Annotated in this window: 23 protein-coding genes; 7 read left to right on the plus strand and 16 right to left on the minus strand. The window is 66.5% G+C overall.

Translation table 11 applies throughout. From position 1 onward, the window contains the following. Positions 1 to 72: 72 nt before the first annotated feature. The 5 genes from ACS0OT_RS14625 to rlmD all read right to left on the minus strand — a co-directional run bounded on the left by ACS0OT_RS14625 (position 73) and on the right by rlmD (position 4,453). The gene (locus ACS0OT_RS14625) at positions 73 to 627 is read right to left on the minus strand and encodes a hypoxanthine-guanine phosphoribosyltransferase (protein ID WP_005418223.1); all 555 of its coding nucleotides are present in this window, start codon (positions 625 to 627) and stop codon (positions 73 to 75) included. Then, positions 627 to 1,634: a beta-N-acetylhexosaminidase gene (gene nagZ, locus ACS0OT_RS14630; RefSeq protein ID WP_139727479.1), complete on the minus strand. Its 1,008-nt coding sequence runs from the start codon at positions 1,632 to 1,634 to the stop codon at positions 627 to 629. Before nagZ ends, ACS0OT_RS14625 begins: the two co-directional genes overlap by 1 nt. Before the next feature lie 164 nt (positions 1,635 to 1,798). After that, the gene (locus ACS0OT_RS14635; protein ID WP_139727481.1) at positions 1,799 to 2,485 is read right to left on the minus strand and encodes a DsbA family oxidoreductase; all 687 of its coding nucleotides are present in this window, start codon (positions 2,483 to 2,485) and stop codon (positions 1,799 to 1,801) included. A 113-nt stretch (positions 2,486 to 2,598) separates the two neighbouring features. Continuing rightward, on the minus strand, positions 2,599 to 3,084 hold the full coding sequence (locus ACS0OT_RS14640) for a CYTH domain-containing protein (protein ID WP_053500339.1): 486 nt from the start codon (positions 3,082 to 3,084) through the stop codon (positions 2,599 to 2,601). A gap of 34 nt (positions 3,085 to 3,118) precedes the next feature. Beyond that, positions 3,119 to 4,453, minus strand: a complete 1,335-nt coding sequence (rlmD, locus tag ACS0OT_RS14645) for a 23S rRNA (uracil(1939)-C(5))-methyltransferase RlmD (RefSeq protein WP_139727483.1) — start codon at positions 4,451 to 4,453, stop codon at positions 3,119 to 3,121. Positions 4,454 to 4,580: 127 nt separating this feature from the next. Between rlmD and ACS0OT_RS14650 the strand changes: the two genes are divergently transcribed. Further along, positions 4,581 to 5,309, plus strand: a complete 729-nt coding sequence (locus ACS0OT_RS14650) for a response regulator (protein WP_005418228.1) — start codon at positions 4,581 to 4,583, stop codon at positions 5,307 to 5,309. Positions 5,310 to 5,984: 675 nt separating this feature from the next. On the opposite strand, the gene recO is transcribed toward ACS0OT_RS14650, so the two are convergent. From recO to rpoE, 9 genes are all read right to left on the minus strand, one after another. Beyond that, entirely contained in the window at positions 5,985 to 6,704 is a 720-nt protein-coding gene (gene recO / locus ACS0OT_RS14655) for a DNA repair protein RecO (protein WP_053499700.1), read from the minus strand. Positions 6,705 to 6,722: 18 nt separating this feature from the next. Then, positions 6,723 to 7,619 (minus strand): GTPase Era, encoded by an 897-nt coding sequence (era, locus tag ACS0OT_RS14660; RefSeq protein WP_005410599.1) that lies wholly within the window; start codon positions 7,617 to 7,619, stop codon positions 6,723 to 6,725. Further along, positions 7,616 to 8,296 (minus strand): ribonuclease III, encoded by a 681-nt coding sequence (rnc, locus tag ACS0OT_RS14665; RefSeq protein WP_005418230.1) that lies wholly within the window; start codon positions 8,294 to 8,296, stop codon positions 7,616 to 7,618. Before rnc ends, era begins: the two co-directional genes overlap by 4 nt. Further along, on the minus strand, positions 8,286 to 8,669 hold the full coding sequence (locus ACS0OT_RS14670; RefSeq protein WP_014038086.1) for a DUF4845 domain-containing protein: 384 nt from the start codon (positions 8,667 to 8,669) through the stop codon (positions 8,286 to 8,288). Before ACS0OT_RS14670 ends, rnc begins: the two co-directional genes overlap by 11 nt. A gap of 37 nt (positions 8,670 to 8,706) precedes the next feature. Next, on the minus strand, positions 8,707 to 9,501 hold the full coding sequence (gene lepB, locus ACS0OT_RS14675; protein WP_005418234.1) for a signal peptidase I: 795 nt from the start codon (positions 9,499 to 9,501) through the stop codon (positions 8,707 to 8,709). A gap of 54 nt (positions 9,502 to 9,555) precedes the next feature. Further along, entirely contained in the window at positions 9,556 to 11,349 is a 1,794-nt protein-coding gene (gene lepA, locus ACS0OT_RS14680; protein ID WP_005418237.1) for a translation elongation factor 4, read from the minus strand. 182 nt (positions 11,350 to 11,531) lie between these two features. Beyond that, positions 11,532 to 13,064: a DegQ family serine endoprotease gene (locus ACS0OT_RS14685; RefSeq protein WP_065185459.1), complete on the minus strand. Its 1,533-nt coding sequence runs from the start codon at positions 13,062 to 13,064 to the stop codon at positions 11,532 to 11,534. A 74-nt stretch (positions 13,065 to 13,138) separates the two neighbouring features. Continuing rightward, entirely contained in the window at positions 13,139 to 14,020 is an 882-nt protein-coding gene (locus ACS0OT_RS14690; protein ID WP_065179471.1) for a sigma-E factor negative regulatory protein, read from the minus strand. Beyond that, complete coding sequence (gene rpoE / locus ACS0OT_RS14695; RefSeq protein WP_005418256.1) at positions 14,017 to 14,637, minus strand: RNA polymerase sigma factor RpoE; 621 nt, start codon at positions 14,635 to 14,637, stop codon at positions 14,017 to 14,019. Before rpoE ends, ACS0OT_RS14690 begins: the two co-directional genes overlap by 4 nt. A gap of 235 nt (positions 14,638 to 14,872) precedes the next feature. Here rpoE and ACS0OT_RS14700 point away from each other — a divergent pair, with 235 nt between their 5' ends. From ACS0OT_RS14700 to ACS0OT_RS14715, 4 genes are all read left to right on the plus strand, one after another. After that, positions 14,873 to 16,936 carry a 3-hydroxyacyl-CoA dehydrogenase NAD-binding domain-containing protein gene (locus ACS0OT_RS14700; RefSeq protein ID WP_005418265.1) on the plus strand — a complete coding sequence of 688 codons (2,064 nt, stop codon included), beginning with the start codon at positions 14,873 to 14,875 and terminating at the stop codon, positions 16,934 to 16,936. A gap of 660 nt (positions 16,937 to 17,596) precedes the next feature. Beyond that, entirely contained in the window at positions 17,597 to 18,460 is an 864-nt protein-coding gene (locus ACS0OT_RS14705) for a pirin family protein (protein ID WP_005418267.1), read from the plus strand. 121 nt (positions 18,461 to 18,581) lie between these two features. Further along, positions 18,582 to 19,301 (plus strand): aquaporin Z, encoded by a 720-nt coding sequence (aqpZ, locus tag ACS0OT_RS14710; RefSeq protein WP_139727487.1) that lies wholly within the window; start codon positions 18,582 to 18,584, stop codon positions 19,299 to 19,301. Between the two features lie 196 nt (positions 19,302 to 19,497). Further along, the gene (locus ACS0OT_RS14715; RefSeq protein ID WP_032954397.1) at positions 19,498 to 19,956 is read left to right on the plus strand and encodes a hypothetical protein; all 459 of its coding nucleotides are present in this window, start codon (positions 19,498 to 19,500) and stop codon (positions 19,954 to 19,956) included. A 128-nt stretch (positions 19,957 to 20,084) separates the two neighbouring features. Here the strand turns inward: ACS0OT_RS14715 and ACS0OT_RS14720 are convergent, their stop codons facing one another. After that, positions 20,085 to 20,936, minus strand: coding sequence for a pirin family protein (locus ACS0OT_RS14720; RefSeq protein WP_053499689.1), 852 nt, complete (start codon positions 20,934 to 20,936; stop codon positions 20,085 to 20,087). Between the two features lie 215 nt (positions 20,937 to 21,151). Between ACS0OT_RS14720 and ACS0OT_RS14725 the strand changes: the two genes are divergently transcribed. Both ACS0OT_RS14725 and ACS0OT_RS14730 read left to right on the plus strand, forming a co-directional pair. Beyond that, a complete protein-coding gene (locus tag ACS0OT_RS14725; RefSeq protein ID WP_005418274.1) occupies positions 21,152 to 23,233 on the plus strand; it encodes a carbon starvation CstA family protein in 2,082 nt (693 codons plus the stop codon). After that, entirely contained in the window at positions 23,233 to 23,457 is a 225-nt protein-coding gene (locus ACS0OT_RS14730) for a YbdD/YjiX family protein (RefSeq protein ID WP_005410613.1), read from the plus strand. The genes ACS0OT_RS14725 and ACS0OT_RS14730 overlap by 1 nt, the downstream gene beginning before the upstream one ends. Before the next feature lie 222 nt (positions 23,458 to 23,679). On the opposite strand, the gene ACS0OT_RS14735 is transcribed toward ACS0OT_RS14730, so the two are convergent. Further along, on the minus strand, positions 23,680 to 24,930 hold the full coding sequence (locus tag ACS0OT_RS14735) for a DUF819 family protein (RefSeq protein WP_005418276.1): 1,251 nt from the start codon (positions 24,928 to 24,930) through the stop codon (positions 23,680 to 23,682). Between the last annotated feature and the right edge of the window lie 73 nt (positions 24,931 to 25,003).

The following is a 25,003-nucleotide window of genomic DNA, read 5'->3' on the forward strand; positions in this document are numbered from 1 at the left end:
TCCATGAAAAGACGAACGCCGGCACCCGAGGATGCCGGCGATGGAAAAGACGCGCCGCGTGCGGCCGCGCCGTTATTCCTTCATTGCGTAGATGGCCGGCACGCAGCGCAGGGTCTCGTTGACGTCCATGCCGAAGCCGAATACGTAGCGGTCCGGCAGCTCGATGCCCGCGTAATCGGCGGTCACGTCAGGCAGCGCACGGTCGTGCTTCTTCACGGTCATCGCAGCGATGCGCACATCGGTCGCGCCCTGTTCCAGGCACCAGGTGCGAACGCCCTGCAGGGTGTAGCCCTCGTCGAGGATGTCGTCGACCAGCAGCACGCGGCGGCCGAACAGCGAGGTGGCCGGCTTGTGCTTCCAGACCAGGTCACCGCCGGTGGTTTCGCCGCGGTAGCGGGTGGCGTGCAGGTAATCGAACTGCACGTCCTGGCCGCGCGCGCCCAGTTCCAGCGCCAGCTGGCCAGCGAACGGCAGCGCACCATGCATGATCGACAGGAACAACGGCACCTCGCCCTTGTAATCGCGCGCGATGGCGTCGGCGATTGCAGCGATGGCCTTGTCGATGGTGGGGCGGTCGACCAGCAGGTCAGCCTGGGCCAGGGCCTGGGAAATGGTGAGGTTGGGCATCAGACGGTTCTTCCAAGGGTTTCAAGCAGACGGGATTGGGTGTCGCCATGGCGGGCATCGGCCAGCAGGCCGTCCCAGCCGAGCGCGCCGCGGCCGAGCAGGCCCAGCAGCGCAGCAGTATTGAGGGAACGTCCCTGCACCGCATGCAGGGCTTCATCGACCAGTTCCGGATGGCAGACCAGCACCACGTCGCAACCGGCGTCCAGGTGCGCGTGCACGCGTGCCGGCACGCCGCCGGCGCTGTGCGAGGCGGCCATGCCGATGTCATCGGAGAACACCACGCCGCGGAAGCCGAGTTCGCCGCGCAGGACGTCCTGGATCCAGCGTGGGGAATAGCCGGCGGGCTCCGCTGCCACCTGCGGATAGATCACGTGCGCCATCATCACCGCATCGGCACCGGCGGCGATGCCGGCCTGGAACGGCACCAGGTCCTGCGCGCGCAGTTCGTCCAGCGCGCGTGGATCGATCGCGGTATCGACGTGGGTGTCTTCCAGCACGGTGCCGTGACCAGGAAAATGCTTGAGCGTGGCGGCCATGCCGACCGCGTGCATGCCGCGCACATAGGCTGCAGTGAACGCGGCCACGACCTGCGGGTCTTCACTGAAGGCGCGGTTGCCGATGGCGCGGTTGCCGCGGCCAAGGTCGACCACCGGGGCGAAGCTGAGATCCAGGCCGCTGGCGCGGACTTCACTGGCCATCAGCCAGGCGTGCTGCTCGGCCAGCGCCAGGGCCTGCTGCGGGTCGGTGGCGTACAGGGCACCAATGTCCTGCAGCGGCGGAAGATCGCTGTAACCCTCGCGGAAGCGCTGCACACGGCCGCCTTCCTGGTCCACGCAGATCAGCTGCGGGCGCGGGGCAGCGGCACGGATGGCCGCGCTCAGATCGGTCACCTGCTGGCGCGAGGCGAAGTTGCGCTTGAACAGCACTACTCCGGCCACGGCGTCGTGCTGCAGCCAGTCACGTTCCTGGGCGGTCAGTTCGGTGCCGGCAACGCCGATCAGCAGCATGGTCGATCTCCACAACGCGCGCCCGCATGGCGCAGTGCCGCATTGTCGCAGAACCGGCCGACAGGCGCAGTGGTCAGAAAAAGGGGACGGAGGGGATTAAGGCGCAATCGGCCCCAAGGGGTTGGATACGTCTTAATCCCCTCCGTCCCCTTTTGAGGAGCCGGTCAGACCTTGCAGCTGTCCGGGCCGCAGGCCTCGTCGCCGTCAGCCGGGGCGCCCTGTTCTGCCGCGATCTGCCGCAGGGCCTGGGCGAACGCCTCGGGTGGCTGCGCCCCGGAAATCGCCCACTTCCCATCGATCACGAAGGTCGGCACCGAAGAAATGCCCAGTGCATGGGCCTGCGCCAGCTTGGCTTCGACCTCGGCCAGGCCGCGGTCGGAGGTCAGCATCTGCGCGATTTCACCACCGTCCAGGCCGCCCGCCACGCCGGCCTTCACCAGTACAGCGTTGTCGGCCAGGTTCTGGCCATGTTCGAAGTGGGCGCGGAACAGCGCTTCACCCACCGCATCCTGCACGCCATGCTGGCCGGCCAGCCACAACACCCGATGCGCCGGCAGTGTGGTCACCCGCACCTGGCCCTGGTTGAAATCCATCGACAGCCCCTCCGCGCGCGCGGTGGTCTGGGTCTGGCCGAGGATCTGCTCGGTGCGCTCGACGCCCCCGAACTTGCGCGCATAGGCCTCGCGCAGCGGCACCGGGGTGTCGTCCGCATCCGGGTCCAGCTGGAACGGCTGCCAGTGGATATCGAGTTCAGGCGCATTGGCGCCCAGCAACTGCACGCCCTGCTGGAAACGATGCTTGCCGATCCAGCACCAGGGGCAGACCACGTCGGAGTAGATGTCGATTCTCATGTCCACGACATGGGGACCGCCTTCCTCGATAAAAGGGGACGGAGGGGATTAAGTCGCTTTCCGCACAGGCGGGGTAAAGACGACTTAATCCCCTCCGTCCCCTTTTTGGGGGTTCACCACTGTGAATACGGGCGGCTGGCCAGGGCAACGTTGTAGTAGCGGGCGTCATCGGTCACTTCGGCGCCGACCCAGTCCGGCAGGTCGATGGCCTGATCGGCGCTTTCCAGTTCGACTTCGGCCACCACCAGACCGGCGTTGTCACCGAGGAATTCGTCCACTTCCCAGGTCAGGCCGGCGTGTTCGACCAGATGGCGGCGCTTGTCGATCAGGCCGCCGACACACAGCGCCAGCAGTGCGCGCGCGTCCTCCACCGGGATCGGGTAGTCGAACTCCTGCCGGGTATGGCCGAGGGTGCGCGACTTCAGGTTCAGCGCGGCGTGGTCGCCTTCGATGCGTACGCGCACCGAGGCGTTCTGGGTGCCGCGGTCGAGCGCGCCCATGTCGTTGATGTAGCCCTGCGCCATCGGGATCACCCGATGCGCGGCGGTGCGCCAGCCATCGCTGCTGACCAGGAATTTGCGTTCGATTTCGATGCCCATGGCGCAATTATGCGCCACGGGTGATGACAGCTGCTCAGCGCTTTTCGAATACCGCGATGCTTTCCACGTGCGCGGTGTGCGGGAACATGTCCATGGCACCGGCGCTGACCAGGGTGAAGCCCTGTTCGTTGACCAGATAGCCGGCATCGCGCGCCAGCGAGCCCGGGTGGCAGCTGACGTAGACGATGCGCTTGAACTGCTTCAGCGGCAGCTGCTGCAGCACTTCGATCGCGCCCGAGCGCGGCGGATCCAGCAGCAGCTTGTCGAAGCCCTGGCGCATCCACGCCGTGCTGCGCTGGTCCTGGGTCAAGTCGGCGCTGAAGAACTGCGCGTTCGCCAGGCCGTTGCGCTCCGCGTTCTCACGCGCACGCGCGACGAGGCCGGCATCGCCTTCCACACCCACCACTTCACGCACACGGCGGGCCAACGGCAGGGTGAAGTTGCCCAGGCCGCAGAACAGGTCCAGCACGCGCTCGTCCTCACCCGGCTGCAGCAGGTCCAGGGCGTGGGCGATCATCTTCTCGTTGAGCTTGGCGTTGACCTGGATGAAATCCAGCGGGCGGAACGCCAGCTCGACATCCCACGGCGCCAGCCGGAACGACAGCGCCACGCCCTGCCCGTCCAGCGGCTGCACGGTGTCCACGCCACCGGACTGCAGGTAGATCACGAAGCCATGCTGCTGGCCGAAGGCGGCCCAGGCCGCGCGGTCGGCATCGCTGAGTGGCTGCAGGTGGCGCACGGTCAGGACCACGGCCTGGTCACCGGCGATGAATTCGATCTGAGGGATGTCACGCTTGCCATCGAGCGTTTCGATGAAGGTGGACAACGCCTCGACCTTGGTGCCGATCTCCGGAATCACGGTCAGGCACTGGCTGAGGTCGGCGACGAAACGCGGATCCTGTTCACGGAAGCCAACCAGGGTCTTGTCCTTCTTCTCGACCCGGCGCACCGAGAAGCGGCCCTTGCGGCGGTAGCCCCAGCTCTCGCCGATCAGCGGCGCAAGCACGGTGCCCGGCTTCACATGGCCAATCCGCTCCAGGTTATCCATCAGCACGCGCTGCTTGGCGACGATCTGCTGGTCTTCGTCCAGGTGCTGCAGCACGCAGCCGGCGCAGGTACCGAAATGGGGGCACTTGGGGGTCACCCGCTGCGGCGAGGCCTGCAGCACTTCCAGGGTGCGCGCCTCGTCGAAATGGCGGCTGCGGGCAGTCTGTTCAGCCATCACCATCTCGCCGGGCAGGGCGCCGCTGACGAAGGTGACCTTGCCGCCCTCGCCTTCACGGCGGGCGACACCGCGACCATCATGGCTGAGGTCGAGGATCTCGGTCTGGAACGGGGTACGGTCGGTGCGGGAGCGGGATCGGGCCACGTGGCAACAGGCTGCGGGCAAAAATGGGGGCGTATTGTCGCAGATCCTGACCGATGGGGTCCGGACCCGCTTGCGCCCGTGGCCGCCGTGCTTGATGATTGGGACAGCTGACATGGAGGCAGCCCTGATGCAGATGACCCCGCGGGCCGCACGGCCCCGCTTCCTGCTTGTCGAGGACGACATCATCAGCCGCGGTTTTTTCAAGGCGGCGTTGGAAACGTTACCGGCGGATGTGGACACCGCAGATTCGCTGGCCAGTGCCCTGGCCAGTGCCGAGCCCGGCTCGCATGACCTGTGGCTGATCGACGTCAACCTGCCGGACGGCAATGGCGCGCAGCTGTTGCGTGAGTTGCGCCGTTCACATCCCGACACGCCGGCGCTGGCACATACCGCCGACGGCGATGCCTCCATTCACGCCCGCCTGCGCGAAGCTGGTTTCAGCGACACCCTGGTCAAGCCACTGGGCCGCGACCAGCTGCTGAAGGCCGTGCGCCGAGCGCTGGTCAACAGCCCGGCGGGGATCTTCGTGGCACAGGCCCCGGCCGCGGTCGAACTGGCCGTACAGGACTGGGACGAGACCGCAGCCCTGGCAGCGCTCAATGGCCAGCGCAACCACCTGATCGCACTGCGCGAACTGTTCCTGGCCGAGTTGCCGGGCGTGCGCGACGCGGTCGAGCAGGCGGTCGACCAGCACGACGAGCGCCAGTTGCGCAGCCAGTTGCACCGATTGCAGGCCAGCTGTGGCTTCGTGGGGGCGGCACGGTTGGGACGGGCGGTGCGCCAGCTGCATCATGCGCCCGAGTCCGGGCAGGCCCAGGCGGGGTTCCGCGACGCGGTGGCTGCCCTGCTGCACTGAGGGTTGCTCGGCAGGGCTGCGCCCTGCACCCGCAGATGCTTCAAGCCAAGGCAACAGCAAAAGCAAAAGCTGGCATCCCGTGGGTTGGCGGGGCGGTATCGGAGTGCGGGGACGCCGTAAACCCGTCCATGGGGGCTTGGCAGCCGCATCCATGCGGCTGACACCCCGCCCTCCGATACCGCCCCGCCTTCGACAGGTTCACTCGGCTGTTGGTAGGTGTCGACCTTGGTCGACACATCTGTCAGATATCGAAATTCAAACTGGGGTCAGATCCGTTTTCCGAAAGAAAACGGATCTGACCCCGTCGGCATGTCCGACAGCTCGCAAGAATCTGTCGAAGGCGGGGTGGGGCCGGTTGAGGGGGCGTGAGCCGCATGGGCCCGAGGCATGCCTCGGGCGGGTTGGGCAGGACGCCCAACCCCGGTCTTGCCGTGTGCGCAGGACAGCGCACACGAGCAAGCGGCGACCGAGCTTACATGGGTGAGGGCGCTTTGTTTGCGAAGCACTGCTTCGCAAGCGCCCGAACGCACAGCCGCTGGCGGCTGGGCCGGGCCCCGGAGGGGTACTTGCAGCGCCCCTCTCAACCGGACCCACCCCGCCATCCCACGGAATGCACGCTGTTGCTGTTGCTTTGGCCTCGGCAGGTGCAGGGCTGCAAGCCCTGCTCAACACCTCCTACCTGCGGGGCGCCAGCTGCTCGAGCATTTCCCAGGACTTCAGGCCGCGCGGCCCCAGGTGATGGGCCAGCACCCGCCGCATCGGCAGGCGCAGGCTGGCCAGATCGGCGGCATCCGGCTCTTCGTCAGCCGCCAGCGCCAACAGCGCCGACCCGGTGGCGGCTGCCCGGCGCTCCCCGCCGCGCTCGCTCAGCAGGCGCTGCGCACCCTCCTGCGGGTCCAGTTCGTAGCGCGCCGCCGGATCGATCGGCTGGCCATCGCTGGCACTGTCCAGCTCGAAACCCAGGCCCAGCGCAGACAGCAGCTCGCGTTCGAAACGGCGCAGGGTCCAGGCCAGGCCAGCGCCCACCGCCAGCCGCGCACGCGCCTCGCCGTAGGCGAGGTACAGCTCCGGCAGCGGGTCCTGGCGCGGGGCCAGGCGCAGGGTCAGTTCGCTCAGGTAGAAACCGGCCAGCATGGCCTGCCCGACCAGGCGTGGCGCGGCATCCAGCGCCTCGGCGCTACGCAGCTGGGCCAGTTCCCCCCGCTGCTGGGCACTGAAGCGGATCCACTGCAACGGCTGCAGGGCGGCGCGCAGCACCTGGCCCTTGGCAGTGGACACGCCACGCGCAAGCAGCCCAATACGGCCATGCTGTGCGCTCAACACTTCGACCAGCAGGCTGGTCTCGCGGTAGGCCCGTGCGTGCAGCACGAAGCCGGTGTCGTCCTCGATCATCATCGAAGCGACTACAACGCCTTACTCGTAACCGAAGGCCTTCAGCGCGGCCTCGTCGTCGGACCAGCCTTCACGCACGCGCACCCAGGTTTCCAGGAACACCTTGGCCCCGAACAGACGCTCCATCTGCAGGCGGGACTTGGCGCCGATCTCCTTCAGGCGGGCGCCGCCCTTGCCGATCACGATGGCCTTCTGGCCTTCACGCTCGACCCAGATCACCGCACCGATGCGCAGCAGGTTGCCGTCCTCGGTGAAGCGCTCGATCTCGACAGTGGTGGCGTAGGGCAGTTCCTCGCCGAGCTGGCGCATCAGCTGCTCACGCACCAGTTCACCGGCCAGGAAACGCTGGCTGCGGTCGGTGATCTCATCCTCGCCGAACATCGGCGGGGCTTCCGGCAGCAGCTTCAGCACGTCGCGCACCAGCGCTTCCAGGCCATTGCGCTTCTGCGCGGAGATCGGATGCACGGCGGCGAAGTCGCGACCCTCGGTCACCTGCTGCAGGAACGGCAGCAACGCGCCCTTTTCCTTCAGGCGATCGATCTTGTTGACCACCAGCACCACCGGGATGCCGGCGTCGCGCAGCACGTTGAACGCCAGGCTGTCCTCTTCATCCCAGCGACCGGCTTCGATCACCAGCAGGCCGGCATCGACGCCTTCCAGCGAGCCACGCGCGGCGCGGTTCATCACCCGGTTCATCGCCCGCTTCTGCACCTTGTGCAGGCCGGGGGTGTCGACCAGCACCAGCTGGCCTTCCGGATAGGTGGCGATGCCCAGCAGGCGATGGCGCGTGGTCTGCGGACGGTTGGAGACGATGCTGACCTTGGCGCCGACCAGAGCATTGGTCAGGGTCGACTTGCCCACGTTCGGGCGGCCGATGACGGCCACGCTGCCGCAATGATGGGGAGTTTGTTCGCTCACTTGGAATCCAGTTGTTCTAGGACGGCCGCAGCCGCCTGTTGTTCGGCAAGCCGCCGCGAGGCGCCTTCGCCCTCGGTGCTGGCGGCCGGGTCGGCTACGTTGCAGCGTACCCGGAAATGCTTGGCGTGGTCGTCACCGGATTCTGACACCAGTTCATACTGCGGCAACGCCTTCTGTCGGGCCTGCAGCCATTCCTGCAGGCGGGTCTTGGGGTCCTTCTCGGGCCGGCCGGAGGCCGGCAGTGCCTCGATCGAAGCGCTGAACCAGGGCAGTACCACCGCCCGGCAGGCCTCGAAACCGGCATCCAGGTAGATCGCAGCCACCACGGCTTCCACCGCGTCGGCCAGGATCGAATCACGACGGTGGCCACCGGACTTCATTTCGCCCGGGCCCAGGATCAGCCGCTCGCCCAGCTCCAGGCTACGTCCAATCACCGCCAGCGCGCCCTCACGCACCAGTTCGGCGCGGGCACGGGTCATCGCGCCCTCGTCAGCCTTGGGCCAGCGTCGGTACAACGCCTCGGCCGCCATCATGTTGACGATGCTGTCGCCCAGGAATTCCAGGCGCTCGTTGTGTGGCGCACCGGCGCTACGATGCGTCAGCGCCTGCTTGAGCAGCGCCGGGTCGCGGAAGGGATGACCGATCAGGTCACCACGTTGGAAAGGTTTATTCGGCACCGCTTCGAGTCAGGTCCTGGGATGAATCGAATTTGCCAACCACGTCCAGGTTGCCGACCAGCGGACGGCGCACTTCGTAGTTGACCTTGAGGGTCCAGCCATTGTCGCGACGGTCGAACTTCACGTTGGCCGGCTTCACGTTTTCCGAGTAATTGATGTACAGGCGCTTGAAGAACAGATCCTGGATCCGGGCCGGCTCCATGCTGCCCACGCCCGGCTCCTTGGCCAGGCTCTTCATCGCCGAGCGCACCGCGTAATACTCCTGGTACATCGGGAACAGCTTCATGCCGATGTAAAGGAAGAAACCCACCACGATCAGGACCGCCAGGAACGAGGTCAGGGTCATGCCACGCTGCGTGTTCATCGTCTTCATTGCGTTCTCCCCAGATACGCGTTGGATGTGAAGGTACTCAGTTGATGCTCGAGCCGATCCGCGACGGCTCGAAGCCATCCTTGCAGAACCAGCCCTGGCAGTTCAGCCAGATCAGGAAGGCCTTGCCGCGCAGGTTTTCTTCCGGCAGCAGGCCCCAGAAGCGGCCATCGTCGCTATTGTCACGATTGTCGCCCATCACCAGGTACTTGCCGGCCGGTACGGTCCACTGGCCCTGGCCACGCGGATAGTCGGTCTCCAGCACGGTATGGGTACGGCCCGGCAGGTGCTCGACCAGCAGGTTGGCGCCCTCGCCCTGGCCCTTGTGCCCGGCATAGATGCCCTTGTTGTCGTACTTCAGCGGTTCGCCATTGAGGATCACGCCGTCGCCTTCGAAGACCACGGTGTCACCCGGCACGCCGATCACGCGCTTGATGAAGTTCTCGCCCTTGGCCGGATCGTTGTCGCTGTGGCCGGGGAAGTGGAACACCACCACGTCGCCGCGCGACGGCTCGCCGAAGGGGACGATCTTGGTGTTGCTGATCGGCAGGCGCAGGCCGTAGGAAAACTTGTTGACCAGGATGAAATCGCCGATCAGCAGGTTCGGCATCATCGAGCTGGACGGGATCTTGTACGGCTCGGCGATGAAACTGCGCACGATCAGCACGATCGCCAGCACCGGGAAGAATGCACGCGAGTAGTCCACCAGCACCGGCTCGGTGTCGAGCAGGCCCGCGCGCTGGGCGCGGCGCTTGGCGAGGTACAGCTTGTCGGCGAGCAGGATCAGGCCCGAGGCCAGGGTCAGCACGACCAGGAGGATCTCAAACAGTTTCATTCAGGGTCCTTTGCAACGTCACCAGACGACCGGCCCCGCGAGGCCGGTGCGGGCTTACTTGTTGTCCATCTGCAGCACGGCCAGGAACGCTTCCTGCGGGATCTCCACGCGGCCGACCTGCTTCATGCGCTTCTTGCCTTCCTTCTGCTTTTCCAGAAGCTTCTTCTTGCGCGAGACGTCGCCACCATAGCACTTGGCCAGCACGTTCTTGCGCATCGCCTTGACCGTGGTGCGGGCGATGATCTGCGAGCCGACGGCAGCCTGGATGGCCACGTCGAACATCTGGCGGGGGATCAGGTCCTTCATCTTCTCGCACAGCTCGCGGCCGCGGCGGTCGGCGTGGCTGCGGTGCACGATCAGCGACAGTGCGTCGACCTTGTCACCGTTGATCAGCACGTCAACGCGCACGAACGGGCCCGCGTCGAAGCGCACGAAGTGGTAATCCAGCGAGGCATAGCCACGGCTGACCGACTTGAGCTTGTCGAAGAAGTCCAGTACCACCTCGGCCATCGGCAGCTCGTAGCTGATCTGCACCTGGCTGCCCAGGTAGTTGATGCCGATCTGGCTTCCGCGCTTTTCTTCGCACAGCTTGATGATGTTGCCGATGTACTCCTCGGGAGTGAGCACGTTGGCGCGGATGATCGGCTCGCGGATCTCCTCGACCTGGTTCACCGGCGGCAGCTTGGCCGGGTTGTCCATGTTGATGACCGAGCCGTCGGTCTTCAGGACCTCATACACCACCGTCGGCGCGGTGCTGATCAGGTCCAGGTTGTATTCGCGTTCCAGGCGCTCCTGCACGATCTCCATGTGCAGCATGCCCAGGAAGCCGCAGCGGAAGCCGAAGCCCATCGCTTCGGAGCTTTCCGGCTCGAAACGCAGCGCGGCATCGTTCAGGCGCAGCTTGTCCAGCGCTTCGCGCAGGTCCGGATAGTCTTCGGCATCGACCGGGAACAGGCCGGCGAACACGCGCGGCTGCATTTCCTGGAAGCCCGGCAGCGGCTTCGGCGCCGGATCGCCGGCCAGGGTGAGGGTGTCGCCGACCGGCGCACCATGCACGTCCTTGATGCTGGCGGTGACCCAGCCCACTTCACCGGCACGCAGCGCCGGCAGCACCTTGCGCTTGGGAGTGAACACGCCGACGTTGTCGACCTGGTGGTTGCGGCCGGTCGACATCACCTGCAGCTTGTCACCGGCCTTGATCTCGCCCTGCATCACGCGCACCAGCGAGACCACGCCCAGGTAGTTGTCGAACCACGAGTCGATGATCAGCGCCTGCAGCTTGTCGGTGTCGCGCGGCACCGGCGGCGGGATGCGATGGACGATCGCCTCCAGCACGTCCTGCACGTTGAGGCCGGTCTTGGCACTGACCGGCACGGCGTCGGAGGCGTCGATGCCGATCACGGCCTCGATCTCGGCCTTGGCGCGCTCGATGTCGGCGGTGGGCAGGTCGATCTTGTTGATCACCGGCACCACTTCCAGGCCCTGCTCCACTGCGGTATAGCAGTTGGCCACCGACTGCGCTTCCACGCCCTGCGCCGCATCGACCACCAGCAGCGCGCCTTCGCAGGCGGCCAGCGAGCGGCTGACTTCATAGGAGAAGTCGACGTGGCCGGGGGTGTCGATGAAGTTCAGGTGATAGGTCTGCCCGTCCTTGGCCAAGTACGGCAGTGACACCGATTGCGCCTTGATCGTGATGCCACGCTCGCGCTCGATGGGATTGGAGTCGAGCACCTGCGCTTCCATCTCGCGGGCCTGCAGGCCACCACAGAGCTGGATGATGCGGTCGGCCAGCGTGGACTTGCCGTGGTCGACATGGGCGATGATGGAGAAGTTGCGGATGTTCCGCATCGAATCAGAAGACATAGGTGGCGGCGGCGCGCGGCGTCGTCAGGGTAACGGTCGATTATCGCACGCCCGGCGCCCGGCCGCGAAAACTGCCTCATCGGACCGGGTCCAGAACGGACGAAGCCCCGCCGGGGCGGGGCTTCGGGGGCGGCGCCGGCGCCGCCGAAGCGGCCCTAGCAGGGGCCTTACTGGCCGGCCTTCACCGCCACGAAGGCGCTGTTGCCGTTGGCCGTGCGGACCAGCAGCATCACCACGTCGTCCTTCTTGAAGCTGGACAACGCCCGGTTCAGGGCATCCACGCTGCCGACCGCAGTGCGGCCGACCTGCAGGATCACCATGCCCGGCGACAGGCCGGCATCGCGTGCTGCCTGGCCCTTGACCCCGGTGATGCGCACGCCTTCATTGCCGTTGAGCCCCAGCTGCTTGCGCTGGGCCGCGTTCAGGTCGCTGACGTCCAGCCCCAGCAGGGCGTTGGCACCGGTCTGCGGAGCCGCCTCGCCAGCGCCAGCCGACGGCCCGCGGGCATTGCCCTGCCCGTCCTCGCTCAGTGCGGTCAGCGTGGCACTGAGCTCATGCGGCTTGCCGTCGCGGTAAACCACCAGGTTCACCTTGCTGCCCGGCGCCATCGCACCGATCAGCGGCGGCAGGTCGGACCAGCTGTTGACCGCGCTGCCGTTGACCGAGCGGATGACATCGCCCACCTGCACGCCGGCCTTGGCGGCCGCACTGCCGGCCACGATCTGGTTGACCAGCGCGCCGCGGCTGTCCGGCAGGCCCAGTCCCTGCGCCTTCAGCGAATCGATCGGTTCGACCACCGCGCCGAGCTGGCCGCGGGTGACCTTGCCGCTCTTCTTGATCTGCTCGACCGCGCTCATCGCCAGGTCGATCGGGATCGCGAAGCTGATGCCCATGTAGCCGCCGGAGGCCGAGAAGATCTGCGAGTTGATGCCGACCACTTCGCCGCGGGTGTTCAGCAGCGGACCGCCGGAATTGCCCTGGTTGATCGCCACGTCGGTCTGGATGAACGGCACGTAGCGCTGGTCAGGCCCCCCCGTACTGCGACCGACGGCGCTGACCACGCCGGCGGTAACGGAATGGTCGAGGCCGAACGGCGAGCCGATCGCGACAACCCATTGGCCCGGCTTCAGGGTGTTGGAATCACCCACGCGCACGGTGGGCAGGTTCTTGCCATCGATCTTGAGCAGGGCCACGTCGTACTGCTGGTCGCTGCCCACCACCTTGGCGGTGAACTCGCGGCTGTCGCCCAGTTTGACCTTCACCTCGCTGGCGTCGGCCACCACGTGGTAGTTGGTCAGTACATAGCCATCGGGCGAGATGATGAAGCCCGATCCCATGCCACGCCCCTTGATGCTGGGACCGCCATCCTGCCCACCCGGCCCCTGCCCCGGCATCGGGAAGTCAGGGCCGAAGAAGCGGCGGAAGAACTCGGGCATGTCATCGTCGCCCATCGGGCCGCGCGAGGCCTGGCGGTTGTTGCGGACGATGGTGGTGTCGACGTTGACCACGCCCGGGCCGACCTGTTCGACCAGGTTGGTGAAGTCGGGCAGGCCGCTGACCAGCGGTTGTGCAGGCGCCCGCGGCGCCGCGGCCGGCGCAGGCTGGGCCGGGGCGGCAGGCGCCGGCGCCTGCGCGCAGGCCACCAGGGGAAGGGTCAGAGCCAGCAGGCCAATGGCCTGCGTGCGAAGTCGGGGAGTCATCGGACGGCAACCTCCGGGTCGGATGGAAAGAGGAATACGGGCCCCGCCGACGGCGGGGCGTGAAGGCGCCCGGCTCAGTCGCGCGGGCGCGGCGGCACCGGCAGGTCGTCCTGCAGGCGCGGCTCGAACGGGTAGAACGCGGCACCGCCGGCGCGGGCCGGGAAACTGGCATTGAGCGCGCCACCTGCGGTCGGCGCCAGGCTGGAGCGCGGCCACGGCCGGGCCTGCAGCCCGCCGACCTCGCCGAATGGCAGGTTGCGGTTGGCGTTGGCCGGTACGGTCGGAGCCAGCGGTGCCTGCACGGCGGCGATGGCGCGCTGCGGAGCGTCATCGCGCTGGGCGGCACGCGCGGCCTGCTGGCTGCGGGTTGCACTGGCGCGGCGGGCGTCCTGGCGACGGCTGGTAGCAGCCATCGCCACAGCCGGCGCCGCCGCCACGGCCATCGCGGCGGTATCCACCGATGCTTCAGTCACCGGGGCCGGCGAGGTCGGCGCCGGCGGCAGTTCCGCCTGGCTGGCGATCACCTGGGGGGCCAATGGCTCGCCGGGAGTGGCCTCCTTCAGCTTCTCGCCCCCCATGAACAGGGCGACCGCAGCAACCGATGCGGCCAGAGCCGCGCCGCCGCCCCAGGCCCGCCAGCCACTGCGACGTACCTGGCGACGCGGCTCGGCCTGCGGCGTCGGCTCGGCCGCGATGGCGGCAGCCACGGCGGCACTGAACCCGGCCGGAGCCAGTGCCGACGCCTGCCCGCGCATCACGTCGCCCAGCAGCTGCCAGCGCTCCTGGCAACCGGCCAGCTCGGGGTCGTGCTCCATCCGGCGCAGCAGGAAACGCGCTTCATCGGCGCCCAGCTCGCCATCGACCAGGGCCGACAGCTGCTCGCGATGGCGCTGGTCCAGGCGCTGCCCGGCGGGCGATTGATGGTTCTGCGATTCGTTGAACGGGTTACTGGTCATACGCGGCTCTTCTCACGGGTGGCGCTGCCGATGTCCAGCAGCGGCCGGAGTTCGGTGTCGATCGCCTCGCGCGCCCGGAAGATCCGTGAACGCACCGTGCCGATCGGGCACCCCATCTTCTGCGCGATATCCTCGTAGCTCAGGCCTTCCACCTCGCGCAGGGTGATCGCTGACCGGAGTTCTTCCGGCAGCGCGTTGACGGCCTTCATCACCGTCTGTTCCAGCTCCTGGCGCATCAACTCGCGTTCGGGCGTGTCGGTGTCACGCAGGCGCGTACCACTGTCGAACTGTTCGGCATCGCCGATGTCGATGTCATCGGTCGGCGGCCGTCGATTGTGTGAAGCCAGGTAGTTTTTGGCGGTATTCACGGCGATTCGATGCAACCAGGTTGAGAACTGGGCATCGCCACGGAAACTCCCGATCGCGCGGTAGGCACGGATGAAAGTGTCCTGGGCGACGTCCTGACATTCGCTCCAGTCGGCGATGTAGCGACCGACGAGGGCCACCACCCGATGCTGGTACTTGCGCACCAGGACATCGAAGGCGGCACTCTCGCCGTGCTGCACGCGCCGGACCAGTTCCAGATCCAGCTCCTGTGGTGTATCAACCTCGGCCATGAGGGGCCGCACTCCTGTCAGCCCAACCGACGTCGGGCAATGAGACTGCCAATCCCGGGAAAAGTTCAGTCGCCGATCACCTGGCGCCGCACCAGCTTTTAACCACCGTTCCGTTAGCGTCCCGGTCCACGGCCATGGATCCGGGGGCGCCACTCCCCTGCTATTGGGATTTGACGCGAGGGAAACAACCTCTGGATCATAGCCGCTTCTCCATACACAACCGGATGGAACGTCCATGCTTTCAGGCTTCGATGGTCTCCGCTTCAGCCACTGGCACCCCGAGATCCGCGACGACGGCGTGGTGGTTCTCTCCCTGGATCGTCAGGACAGCAGCGTCAACGCGATGTCGCAGGACGTGCTGCTGGAGCTGGGCGACCTGCTTGAGCGCATCGCGCTGGACCCACCCAAGGGCGTGGTGGTCCAGTCGCTGAAGAAGGCCGGCTTCATTGCCGGTGCCGACCTGAAGGAGTTCCAGGAATTCGACCGTCGCGGCACCGTCAATGACGCGATCCGTCGTGGCCAGGCCACCTATCAGAAGCTGGCCGAGCTGCCCTGCCCCACCGTTGCGGCGATCCACGGCCACTGCCTGGGAGGCGGCACCGAACTGGCGCTGGCCTGCCGCTACCGCGTGGCGTCCAATGACAGCAGCACCCGCATCGGCCTGCCGGAAACCCAGCTTGGCATCTTCCCGGGCTGGGGCGGCAGCGCCCGCCTGCCGCAGTTGGTGGGCGCGCCGGCGGCAATGGACTTGATGCTGACCGGCCGCACCCTGTCGGCCTCGGCCGCGCGTGGCATCGGCCTGGTCGACAAGGTGGTGGCGCCAGCGGTGGTGCTCGACACCGCCGTCGCGCTGGCGCTGTCCGGCACCACCCGCCCGTTCAAGCAGCGCGCGACGGCATGGGCCACCAACACCTGGCTGGCACGCAGGCTGCTGGCGCCGCAGATGGTCAAGCAGGTCGCACGCAAGGCGAAGAAGGACCAGTACCCGGCGCCGTACGCGCTGATCAGCACCTGGCAACGCAGTGGCGGCAAGCCCATCCAGGCCCGCCTGGACGCCGAGCGGCGCGCCGTGGTCAAGCTGGCCAGTACACCGACCGCGCGCAATCTGATCCGTATCTTCTTCCTCACCGAGCGACTGAAGGGCCTGGGCAGTGGTGATTCCGGCATCCGTCACGTGCACGTGGTCGGCGCCGGCGTGATGGGCGGCGACATCGCCGCGTGGGCCGCTTACAAGGGCTTCGAGGTGACCCTGCAGGACCGCGAGCAGCGCTTCATCGACCCGGCCATGGAACGCGCGCAGGCGCTGTTCGCCAAGAAGGTGCGCGACGAAAGCAAGCGCCCCGCCGTGGCCGCACGCCTGCGTGCCGACCTGGAAGGCAATGGGGTTGCCGAAGCGGATCTGGTGATCGAGGCGATCATCGAGAACCCGGAAGCCAAGCGTGCGCTGTACCAGACGCTGGAACCGAAGATGAAGCAGGACGCCCTGCTGACCACCAATACCTCGTCGATCCCACTGGTGGAACTGCGCGATCACATCCAGCGCCCGGCGCAGTTCGCCGGCCTGCACTACTTCAACCCGGTAGCGCAGATGCCGCTGGTGGAAATCATCCACCACGATGGCATGGCGCCGGAGACCGAGCGCCGCCTGGCCGCGTTCTGCAAGGCGCTGGGCAAGTTCCCGGTGCCGGTGGCCGGCAGTCCGGGCTTCCTGGTCAACCGCGTGCTGTTCCCGTACATGCTGGAAGCGGCCACCGCCTACGCCGAAGGCGTCCCGGGCCCGGTGATCGACAAGGCCGCAGTGAAGTTCGGCATGCCGATGGGCCCGATCGAACTGATCGATACCGTCGGCCTGGACGTGGCCGCCGGAGTCGGCCGCGAACTGGCACCGTTCCTGGGCCTGCAGATTCCGGCCGCGCTGCAGACGGTGGAACCGGACAAGCGTGGCAAGAAGGATGGCCAGGGCATCTACACCTGGGAAAACGGCAAGCCGAAGAAGCCGGACGTGGCCAGCGACTACCAGGCCCCGGCCGACCTGGAAGACCGCCTGATCCTGCCGCTGTTGAACGAGGCAGTGGCGTGCCTGCACGAAGGCGTGGTGGCCGATGCGGACCTGCTGGATGCCGGCGTGATCTTCGGCACCGGTTTCGCCCCGTTCCGCGGCGGTCCGATCCAGCACATCCGTGCGGTCGGTGCCGATGCGATCGTCGAGCGGTTGAAGGCGCTGCAGCAGCGCCACGGCGACCGTTTCGCCCCGCGCCCGGGCTGGGACAACCCCGCCCTGCGCGAACCAGTGGTTTGAGTTGATCGGCCGGGCCTGCGGCCCGGTACCCGCAGAGGCAACCGCCGAAGCAAAAGCCAAACCCAGAGCCAGAGCCAGAGCCAGAGCAACAGCCGGCTCTGGCTTTTCTGTTTGTTGGGCGGGGCGGTGTCGGGTTGCGGGGACGCCGTAAACCCGTCTTTGGGGGCTTGGCCGCGGCATCCATGCCGCGGACACCCCGCAACCCGACTCCGCCCCACCCCTGACAGTTTCCCGGTGACGGTGGGTGAACTGCGATGGCTGTAGGTGTCGACCTTGTTCAGCACGGATCATTACGAACTGGCGGGTGTCGACCTTGGTCGACACCAAGAGCGAAGCGACCGGCGTTTGATTTTCTATTTTCTTCTCCGTGGCTGGACGCACACGGAAACTGTCAGAGGTCGGGCGGGTGGGTTGCGCAGGACCGTTGGCGCCATGGATGGCGCCATCGAGCCCCCATGGACGGGTTTACGGCGTGTCCTGCGCCACCCACCCGCCCGGCCAAGCGCGGTTTCTGCTTTTGCTTCTGCCTTCAGCGACCAAGCAACCAGCCACGAGGGGCTGCGCCGTTGGCTGGAACACCCTGTTACCCATACGAGGCATGTCCCCGTCACAGCCGCATGCGATGCTGACCACCTGATCCCTGCCAGCGAGAACGCCCGCATGACCACCATCATCGCCCCGCGCGTGCACGACATCGGCGGCCTCGAAGTCCGCCGCGCCGTCCCCACCCTGCAGGCGCGCAGCATCGGCTCGTTCGTGTTCGTCGACCAGATGGGCCCGGCACTGATGCACCCCGGCACCGCCATCGACGTGCGCCCGCATCCGCACATCGGCCTGGCCACGGTTACCTATCTGTGGTCGGGCGCCATCGGCCACCGCGACACCCTGGGCTCGGATCAGGTGATTCGTCCCGGTGACGTCAACTGGATGACCGCCGGCCGCGGCATCGCCCATTCCGAACGCACGCCACAATCGGACCGCGACCATGACAACCCGATCCACGGCATGCAGACCTGGGTCGCGTTGCCGAAGTCGCATGAGGAAATCGAGCCGGCGTTCTATCACCATGCCGCTGCCACCCTGCCCGAGCAGCGCCGCAAGGGTGCCTGGCTTCGGGTGATCGCTGGCCGCGCCTATGGCGAGGAATCGCCGGTGAAAGTGTTCGCCGATACGCTCAATGTGGCGATCGATCTGGACCCGGACGCGGAAATCGACATCGACGACGGTCACCGCGAGCGCGCGTTGTACATCCTTGAGGGCGACGCGCAGTTGGATGGCGTGGACATTCCCGCACAGCACCTGGTCATCCCCGAAGCCGGCGCACGCGGCCGCCTGCGCGCAAAGACACCGGTGAAGGCGATGCTGTTCGGTGGCGAGCCGCTGGATGGCCCGCGCCACCTGTGGTGGAACTTCGTGTCCAGCTCGAAAGAGCGTATCGAGCAGGCGAAGCACGATTGGGAAGCCGGTCGCTTCGGCACCATCCCCGGCGACGACAAGGAGTTCATCCCGCTGCCGCAGTACTGAGCATCGCGTGTTGCACACATCCGAGGGTGTATTCCTGCACCCGGCGTTGACGCTACAGTCACCCGCTGATCATTGAAATGTGACATAAATCACACTTTCGACCGTCAAAGGAGTGCAACACATGAGCATGGGTAAACGCTTGTCCGCCGAGTTCCTCGGCACGTTCTGGCTGGTTCTGGGTGGCTGTGGCAGTGCAGTGCTGGCCGCCAAGTTCGGTGGTGACGGCAATCCGCTGGGTATCGGCTTCCTCGGCGTGGCGCTCGCCTTCGGCCTGACCGTGGTGACCGGCGCCTATGCGTTCGGCCATATCTCCGGTGCGCACTTCAATCCGGCGGTCAGCGTCGGCCTGTGGGCCAGTGGTCGTTTCCCGACCAAGGACCTGGTGCCGTACATCATCGCCCAGGTTGCGGGCGGCCTGCTGGCCGGCTTCATCCTGCTGCAGATCGCCTCCGGCGCCAGCGGCTTCGCCATCGATGGCAGCCAGGCCGGAGCGTTCGCCAGCAATGGCTATGGCGCGCTGTCGCCCGGTGGTTACAGCGTGGCTGCGGCCTTCCTGTGCGAAGTGGTCCTGACCGCGGTGTTCCTGATCGTGATCATGGGCTCCACCCACGGCAAGGCACCGGCCGGGTTCGCCCCGCTGGCGATCGGCCTGTCGCTGACCCTGATCCACCTGATCAGCATCCCGGTCACCAACACCTCGGTGAACCCGGCCCGCTCCACGGCCGTTGCCTTCTTCGCCGGCAGCGGTGCGGTCAGCCAGTTGTGGCTGTTCTGGGTCGCCCCGTTGCTGGGTGGCGCGATTGGCGGCCTGATCTACAAGTGGATCGGCAACGACCGCTGATCCCCGCAGCAACCATTGCGGCCGACCCTCGGCCGCAATGGTTGCGCTTGCAACCGCGAATTGTGCGATTGCTCACGTTCCGTTAAGGTTGAGTTGACCGTCCGTGCACATGCCGGATGGGGGGCGTCCGGGGATGGGATGCCATGGTCGCCGGCTCTGCTGGCGAAGCCAACCAATTCATCACCTTGGGGGATGCATGAAGTTCGTGCCTGTCATGTTGTCGAGCCTGCTTTTCGCTGCGGCCCACGCCGCCGCGCAGGCGCCGTCCGAATGTCCTTCGCTGCCGGCCAGCAGCGGTCTGCAGTGGCAGCAGCAGGTGCAGGCCGATTTCCTGGTCTGCCGCGCCAGCACCCCTGATGGCCGCGAAGTGCTGAGCCTGATGCTCAGCGCGCGTGACCCGTCCATTCCGCTGAACCGCTCGCTGCGGCAGGAAAAAGGCAGCTTCGGCGGTGAATCGCTGTACTGGTACCAGCCCGACCTGGGCGGCCAGCAACCGCCGGGGTATGCCGAACGGCGCATCAGCGTGGTCAAGCTCGACAAGGGGCGTTACGCGCAGATTTCGCTGTATCCGGACAGCGCGCAGGAGCTGGGGTCACTGCAACAGCTGGCGCAGGGCATGAGCCTGACCCCGTCGGCCGTGGCCGCCGGGCGCTGAGGATGACGGGGATGACTGCCTGGCAGCATCCCCGCAGCGCGACCCCATCCAACGGTTGTGCCGGTCGCTGGCCGGCACCCCGATCCGCCTCCATGCGAGGCAGTTGCCGGCCAGCGGCCGGTACTACGTCAGAACTTGCCTTCCTGGAAATCGACGAAGGCCTGCATCAGTTCCTGCCGCGTGTTCATCACGAACGGCCCGTGGCGCATCACCGGTTCGCGCAGCGGACGGCCGGCCACCAGGATCAGGCGCGCGCCTTCATTGCCGGCCGAGATGTGCAACTGCTCGCCACCGCCCAGCACCGCCAGTTCCTGGCGGGCGACGTCGCGCGCGGCGTCCTGCTCACCCACGGTCACGCCACCTTCGAATACGTACGCAAAGGCGTTGTGCCCTTCCGGCAGCGCATAGGTCCAGGCACGGTCGGGCGCCAGCGTGATGTCGAGGTAGAGCGGGTCGGTGGCCGGTTGCACGATCGGGCCGCGGGTGCCATCGACCGTGCCAGCAATCACCTTCACCTCCACGCCCGCTTCCGGGTGCACCACCGGAATCCGCTCAGGCGCGAACTCCTGGTACTTCGGCTCGGTCATCTTCTCCTTCGCCGGCAGATTCACCCACAGCTGGAAACCGCGCATCTGCCCGCTCTCCTGCTCGGGCATCTCCGAATGCACCAGGCCACGGCCAGCGGTCATCCACTGCACGCTGCCCGGGGTCAGCAGGCCTTCGTTGCCATGGTTGTCGCGATGCCGCATGCGCCCGTCGAGCATGTAGGTGACGGTCTCGAATCCGCGGTGCGGATGCTCCGGGAAACCGGCGATGTAGTCCTCGGCGCGGTCGGTGCCGAATTCATCGAGCAGCAGGAACGGATCGAGGTCGGGCAGCGTCGGGCCACCGATGACGCGGGTCAGGCGCACGCCGGCACCGTCGGAGGTGGGCATGCCACGGATGGTCCGCAGCACGCGGACCGGTTCGGGAAAGCTCATGGCGACTCCTGTTGGATGGATGCCACTGAAGATGGACGCCGCACGGCCACACGCCAATGGACGGCGCCGCAACCGATTGTTCCATCCCTGATGTTCGCTGCACGTCAGCACAACAAGCGTACGACCAAAGTACTACCGCCGATTCGTCCTGTGCCAATTGACCCTGTCGAGGGCACGCGGGACTCTTTGACTGTCTTTCCGGGAGAGAGCACCTCATGAAAGGGTTTTCCAAAATAGGCTGGGCGGTCCTCGCCCTGCTCGGCGCCTTCTGTCTGGGCACCGTGGCCCTGCGCCGCGGCGAACACATCAATGCGCTGTGGATCGTCGTCGCCGCGGTGTCGCTGTACCTGGTGGCCTACCGCTTCTACAGCCTGTTCATCGCCAACAAGGTGATGCAGCTCGATCCGACCCGGGCCACGCCGGCGGTGATCAACAACGATGGCCTGGACTACGTGCCCACCAACAAGCACGTATTGTTCGGCCACCACTTCGCCGCCATCGCCGGCGCCGGCCCGCTGGTCGGCCCGGTCCTGGCCGCGCAGATGGGCTACCTGCCTGGACTGCTGTGGCTGGTGGTGGGCGTGGTGCTGGCCGGTGCGGTGCAGGACTTCATGGTGCTGTTCCTGTCCAGCCGTCGCAACGGCCGTTCGCTGGGCGACCTGGTACGAGAAGAGATGGGCCAGGTACCCGGCACCATCGCGTTGTTCGGTGCGTTCCTGATCATGATCATCATCCTGGCGGTGCTGGCGATGGTGGTGGTCAAGGCGCTGGCCGAAAGCCCGTGGGGCATGTTCACGGTAATCGCGACGATGCCTATCGCCATCCTGATGGGCGTGTACATGCGCTATATCCGCCCCGGCAAGATCGGCGAGATCTCGGTGGTCGGCCTGATCCTGCTGCTGGCCGCGATCTGGTACGGCGGCAAGGTCGCCGCCGACCCGGTGTGGGGCCCGGCGTTCACGTTCACTGGCACCCAGATCACCTGGATGCTGATCGGCTACGGCTTCGTCGCATCGGTGCTGCCGGTGTGGCTGTTGCTGGCCCCGCGCGACTACCTGTCGACCTTCCTCAAGATCGGCACGATCATCGCGCTGGCCGTCGGCATCCTGATCGTGATGCCGGAACTGAAGATGCCGGCGCTGACCCAGTTCGCCGCCAGTGGCGACGGCCCGGTGTGGAAGGGCGGCATGTTCCCGTTCCTGTTCATCACCATCGCCTGCGGTGCGGTCTCTGGTTTCCATGCGCTGATTTCCTCCGGCACCACGCCGAAGCTGCTGGCCAATGAAGCGCACATGCGCTACATCGGCTACGGCGGCATGCTGATGGAATCGTTCGTGGCGGTGATGGCACTGGTGGCCGCATCGATCATCGACCCGGGCATCTACTTCGCGATGAACAGCCCGGCCGCGGTGATCGGTGCCGATGCTGCGTCGGCGGCGCACTACATCACCAACACCTGGGGCTTCACCATCACGCCGGAGCAGCTGACCGCGACCGCGGCGGCGATCGGCGAGCCGACCATCCTGCATCGTGCAGGTGGCGCGCCGACACTGGCGGTGGGCATCGCGCAGATCCTGCACGAAGCAATCCCCAGTGGCAGCGACGCAATGATGGCGTTCTGGTACCACTTCGCGATCCTGTTCGAAGCATTGTTCATCCTGACCGCGGTGGACGCCGGCACCCGTGCTGGACGCTTCATGCTGCAGGACCTGCTGGGCAACTTCGTGCCGGCGCTGAAGAAGACCGAGTCGTGGACCGCCAACATCATCGGTACCGCCGGCTGCGTGGCGCTGTGGGGCTACCTGCTCTACACCGGTGTGGTCGATCCGTTCGGCGGCATCCAGACCCTGTGGCCGTTGTTCGGCATCTCCAACCAGATGCTGGCCGGTATCGCGCTGATGCTGGGCACGGTAGTGCTGTTCAAGATGAAGCGCGACCGCTATGCGTGGGTCACTGCGGTACCGGCGGTGTGGCTGCTGATCTGCACCACCTATGCCGGCTTCATCAAGATCTTCGACAGCAACCCGGCGCAGGGTTTCCTGGCACAGGCACACAAGTTCCAGGCCGCGCTCGCCAGCGACACGATCACGGCGCCGGCCAAGTCGGTGGCGCAGATGAAGCAGATCGTGGTCAACGCCTACGTCAATACCGGCCTGACCGCGCTGTTCCTGCTGGTGGTGGGCGCAGTCCTGGTGTATTCGATCAAGACCATCCTGGCGGCACGCCGCAATCCGCAGCGCAGCGACCGCGAGACCCCTTACGTGGCGCTGAAGCCGCATGAAATGGTGGATCTGTGATGAGTACGCAACTGGTTCCCGCCGGCCAGTACCAGGCGCACCGCCGCATCTGGCGGCGCCTGGTGCAGACCGCACGACTGTGCTGTGGCATTCCTGATTACGACAACTACGTCCGGCATATGCTGGAAAAGCATCCGGACCAGGAGCCGATGGACTACAAGACGTTCTTCCGCGAGCGCCAGGAAGCGCGCTACGGCGGGCGCAATGGTGGCCGCTGCTGTTGATGCTCGGGTTCGACAGCGCTGCAGCGGCCTTCAGTAGATTCACGCCATGCGTGGATGAAGACCGCCGCTGATCGAATGGTGTCCGGGGTCAGATCCGTTTCCTCCGGGAAACGGATCTGACCCCTTCTTTGAAAGAATGCCGAGCGCGGGCTCGGCACTACACGGGCAGAGCGGGTTCGCGGCGCACGCCGCGAACCCGCAACAGGATCGTCCGGTCAGAACTCAGGCGCCGGCCATCCACTTCAGGATCAGGCCGGTGACATAAGCCAACCCGGTACCGGTGGCATAGCCCACCGTACCCAGCAGCACCCCCACCGGCGCCAGCGTCGGGTGGAACGCCGCAGCAACCACCGGTGCCGAGGCGGCCGCCCCGATGTTGCCCTGCGAACCGATCGCGAAGAAGAACAGCGGCGCGCGCAGCAGCTTGGCCACCACCCACAGCACCAGCACATGCGTGGCCATCCAGATCGCGCCGAGCAGGAACAGCCACGGCCGATCCAGCAGCGACAGCAGGTTCATCTGCATGCCGATGCAGGCGATCAGAAAGTACAGGAACACCGTGCCCAACCGCGAAGCGCCTGCGGCTTCCAGCCGGCGCGCACGGGTGAAGCTCAGGCCCAGCCCCATCGCCGTGGACAGCAGGATCACCCACACGAACTGGCTGTCCAGGCTGAACTGGCTGGCCCAGCTGACGTTGGCCTTGAACCAGCCCGACAGCGGTGCGGCGATGGCGTGGGCCAGGCCGACGCCACCCAGTGCCACGCCGACGATCACCATCAGGTCGGTCATGCTGGGAATGCGCGCGTTCTGTGCCTCGTAGGCGCTGATGCGTGCCTTCATCTCGTCGATGGCGCGCGTATCGGCCCCGTTGCGGGTGTCGATCTGCTGCGCGCGGTTGGCCAGGAACAGCAGGATCGCCATCCACAGGCTGGCGCAGGCCACGTCGACCACGGCGAACTGGCCGAAGGTGGTGGCATCGGTGCCGAACACCTCACGCATGGCGACCATGTTGGCGCCGCCACCGATCCAGCTGCCGGCCAGTGCGGCCATGCCGGCCCAGGTATCACCGGCCACCGTTTCCGGATGGATCAGCTTCATCAGCTGGAAGGAGACGATCGCACCGAGCATGATGCCAGCGGTACCGGCACAGAACACAAGCAACAGCTTCGGCCCCAGCTTGATGACGCCCTTGAGGTCGATCGACAGCGTCAGCAGGACCAGCGCGGCCGGCAGCAGCACGTCACGCGCGACCGGGTTGTACAGCGAGGTGTTGTGGCCATCGATGACACCGGCGGTGTTGTAGATGGCGGGGATGAAATAGCACAGCAGCAGTGCCGGCACCCAGGCGAAGATCTTCTTCAACAGCGGGGTCGGACCACTGGCGGCCCAGAAGATCAGGGCCAGGGTGGCGGCAATCAGGCCCAGTCCAACGATATCGTTGCTGATCAGGGCAGTAGCGGGTTCGGTCGGCATGGGATCCTCTGTCGATCGAAAGAGCGGGAAAAAAAAGCGCCGCATGAAGCGGCGCAGGTCGAGATTAACACTG

This window comes from Stenotrophomonas maltophilia group sp. RY12688, from assembly GCF_052149045.1.
GTDB classification, from domain to species: domain Bacteria; phylum Pseudomonadota; class Gammaproteobacteria; order Xanthomonadales; family Xanthomonadaceae; genus Stenotrophomonas; species Stenotrophomonas sepilia.

What these genes read in the sequence shown, in the direction of transcription:
- ACS0OT_RS14625 (WP_005418223.1), bottom strand. Translation starts at nt 627, where the DNA reads ATGCCCAACCTCACCATTTCCCAGGCCCTGGCCCAGGCTGACCTGCTG.
- nagZ (WP_139727479.1), bottom strand. Translation starts at nt 1,634, where the DNA reads ATGCTGCTGATCGGCGTTGCCGGCACCGAACTGACCGCCCAGGAACGT.
- ACS0OT_RS14635 (WP_139727481.1), bottom strand. Translation starts at nt 2,485, where the DNA reads ATGAGAATCGACATCTACTCCGACGTGGTCTGCCCCTGGTGCTGGATC.
- ACS0OT_RS14640 (WP_053500339.1), bottom strand. Translation starts at nt 3,084, where the DNA reads ATGGGCATCGAAATCGAACGCAAATTCCTGGTCAGCAGCGATGGCTGG.
- ACS0OT_RS14650 (WP_005418228.1), top strand. Translation starts at nt 4,581, where the DNA reads ATGCAGATGACCCCGCGGGCCGCACGGCCCCGCTTCCTGCTTGTCGAG.
- recO (WP_053499700.1), bottom strand. Translation starts at nt 6,704, where the DNA reads ATGATGATCGAGGACGACACCGGCTTCGTGCTGCACGCACGGGCCTAC.
- ACS0OT_RS14670 (WP_014038086.1), bottom strand. Translation starts at nt 8,669, where the DNA reads ATGAAGACGATGAACACGCAGCGTGGCATGACCCTGACCTCGTTCCTG.
- lepB (WP_005418234.1), bottom strand. Translation starts at nt 9,501, where the DNA reads ATGAAACTGTTTGAGATCCTCCTGGTCGTGCTGACCCTGGCCTCGGGC.
- lepA (WP_005418237.1), bottom strand. Translation starts at nt 11,349, where the DNA reads ATGCGGAACATCCGCAACTTCTCCATCATCGCCCATGTCGACCACGGC.
- ACS0OT_RS14685 (WP_065185459.1), bottom strand. Translation starts at nt 13,064, where the DNA reads ATGACTCCCCGACTTCGCACGCAGGCCATTGGCCTGCTGGCTCTGACC.
- ACS0OT_RS14690 (WP_065179471.1), bottom strand. Translation starts at nt 14,020, where the DNA reads ATGACCAGTAACCCGTTCAACGAATCGCAGAACCATCAATCGCCCGCC.
- rpoE (WP_005418256.1), bottom strand. Translation starts at nt 14,637, where the DNA reads ATGGCCGAGGTTGATACACCACAGGAGCTGGATCTGGAACTGGTCCGG.
- ACS0OT_RS14700 (WP_005418265.1), top strand. Translation starts at nt 14,873, where the DNA reads ATGCTTTCAGGCTTCGATGGTCTCCGCTTCAGCCACTGGCACCCCGAG.
- ACS0OT_RS14705 (WP_005418267.1), top strand. Translation starts at nt 17,597, where the DNA reads ATGACCACCATCATCGCCCCGCGCGTGCACGACATCGGCGGCCTCGAA.
- aqpZ (WP_139727487.1), top strand. Translation starts at nt 18,582, where the DNA reads ATGAGCATGGGTAAACGCTTGTCCGCCGAGTTCCTCGGCACGTTCTGG.
- ACS0OT_RS14715 (WP_032954397.1), top strand. Translation starts at nt 19,498, where the DNA reads ATGAAGTTCGTGCCTGTCATGTTGTCGAGCCTGCTTTTCGCTGCGGCC.
- ACS0OT_RS14720 (WP_053499689.1), bottom strand. Translation starts at nt 20,936, where the DNA reads ATGAGCTTTCCCGAACCGGTCCGCGTGCTGCGGACCATCCGTGGCATG.
- ACS0OT_RS14725 (WP_005418274.1), top strand. Translation starts at nt 21,152, where the DNA reads ATGAAAGGGTTTTCCAAAATAGGCTGGGCGGTCCTCGCCCTGCTCGGC.
- ACS0OT_RS14730 (WP_005410613.1), top strand. Translation starts at nt 23,233, where the DNA reads ATGAGTACGCAACTGGTTCCCGCCGGCCAGTACCAGGCGCACCGCCGC.
- ACS0OT_RS14735 (WP_005418276.1), bottom strand. Translation starts at nt 24,930, where the DNA reads ATGCCGACCGAACCCGCTACTGCCCTGATCAGCAACGATATCGTTGGA.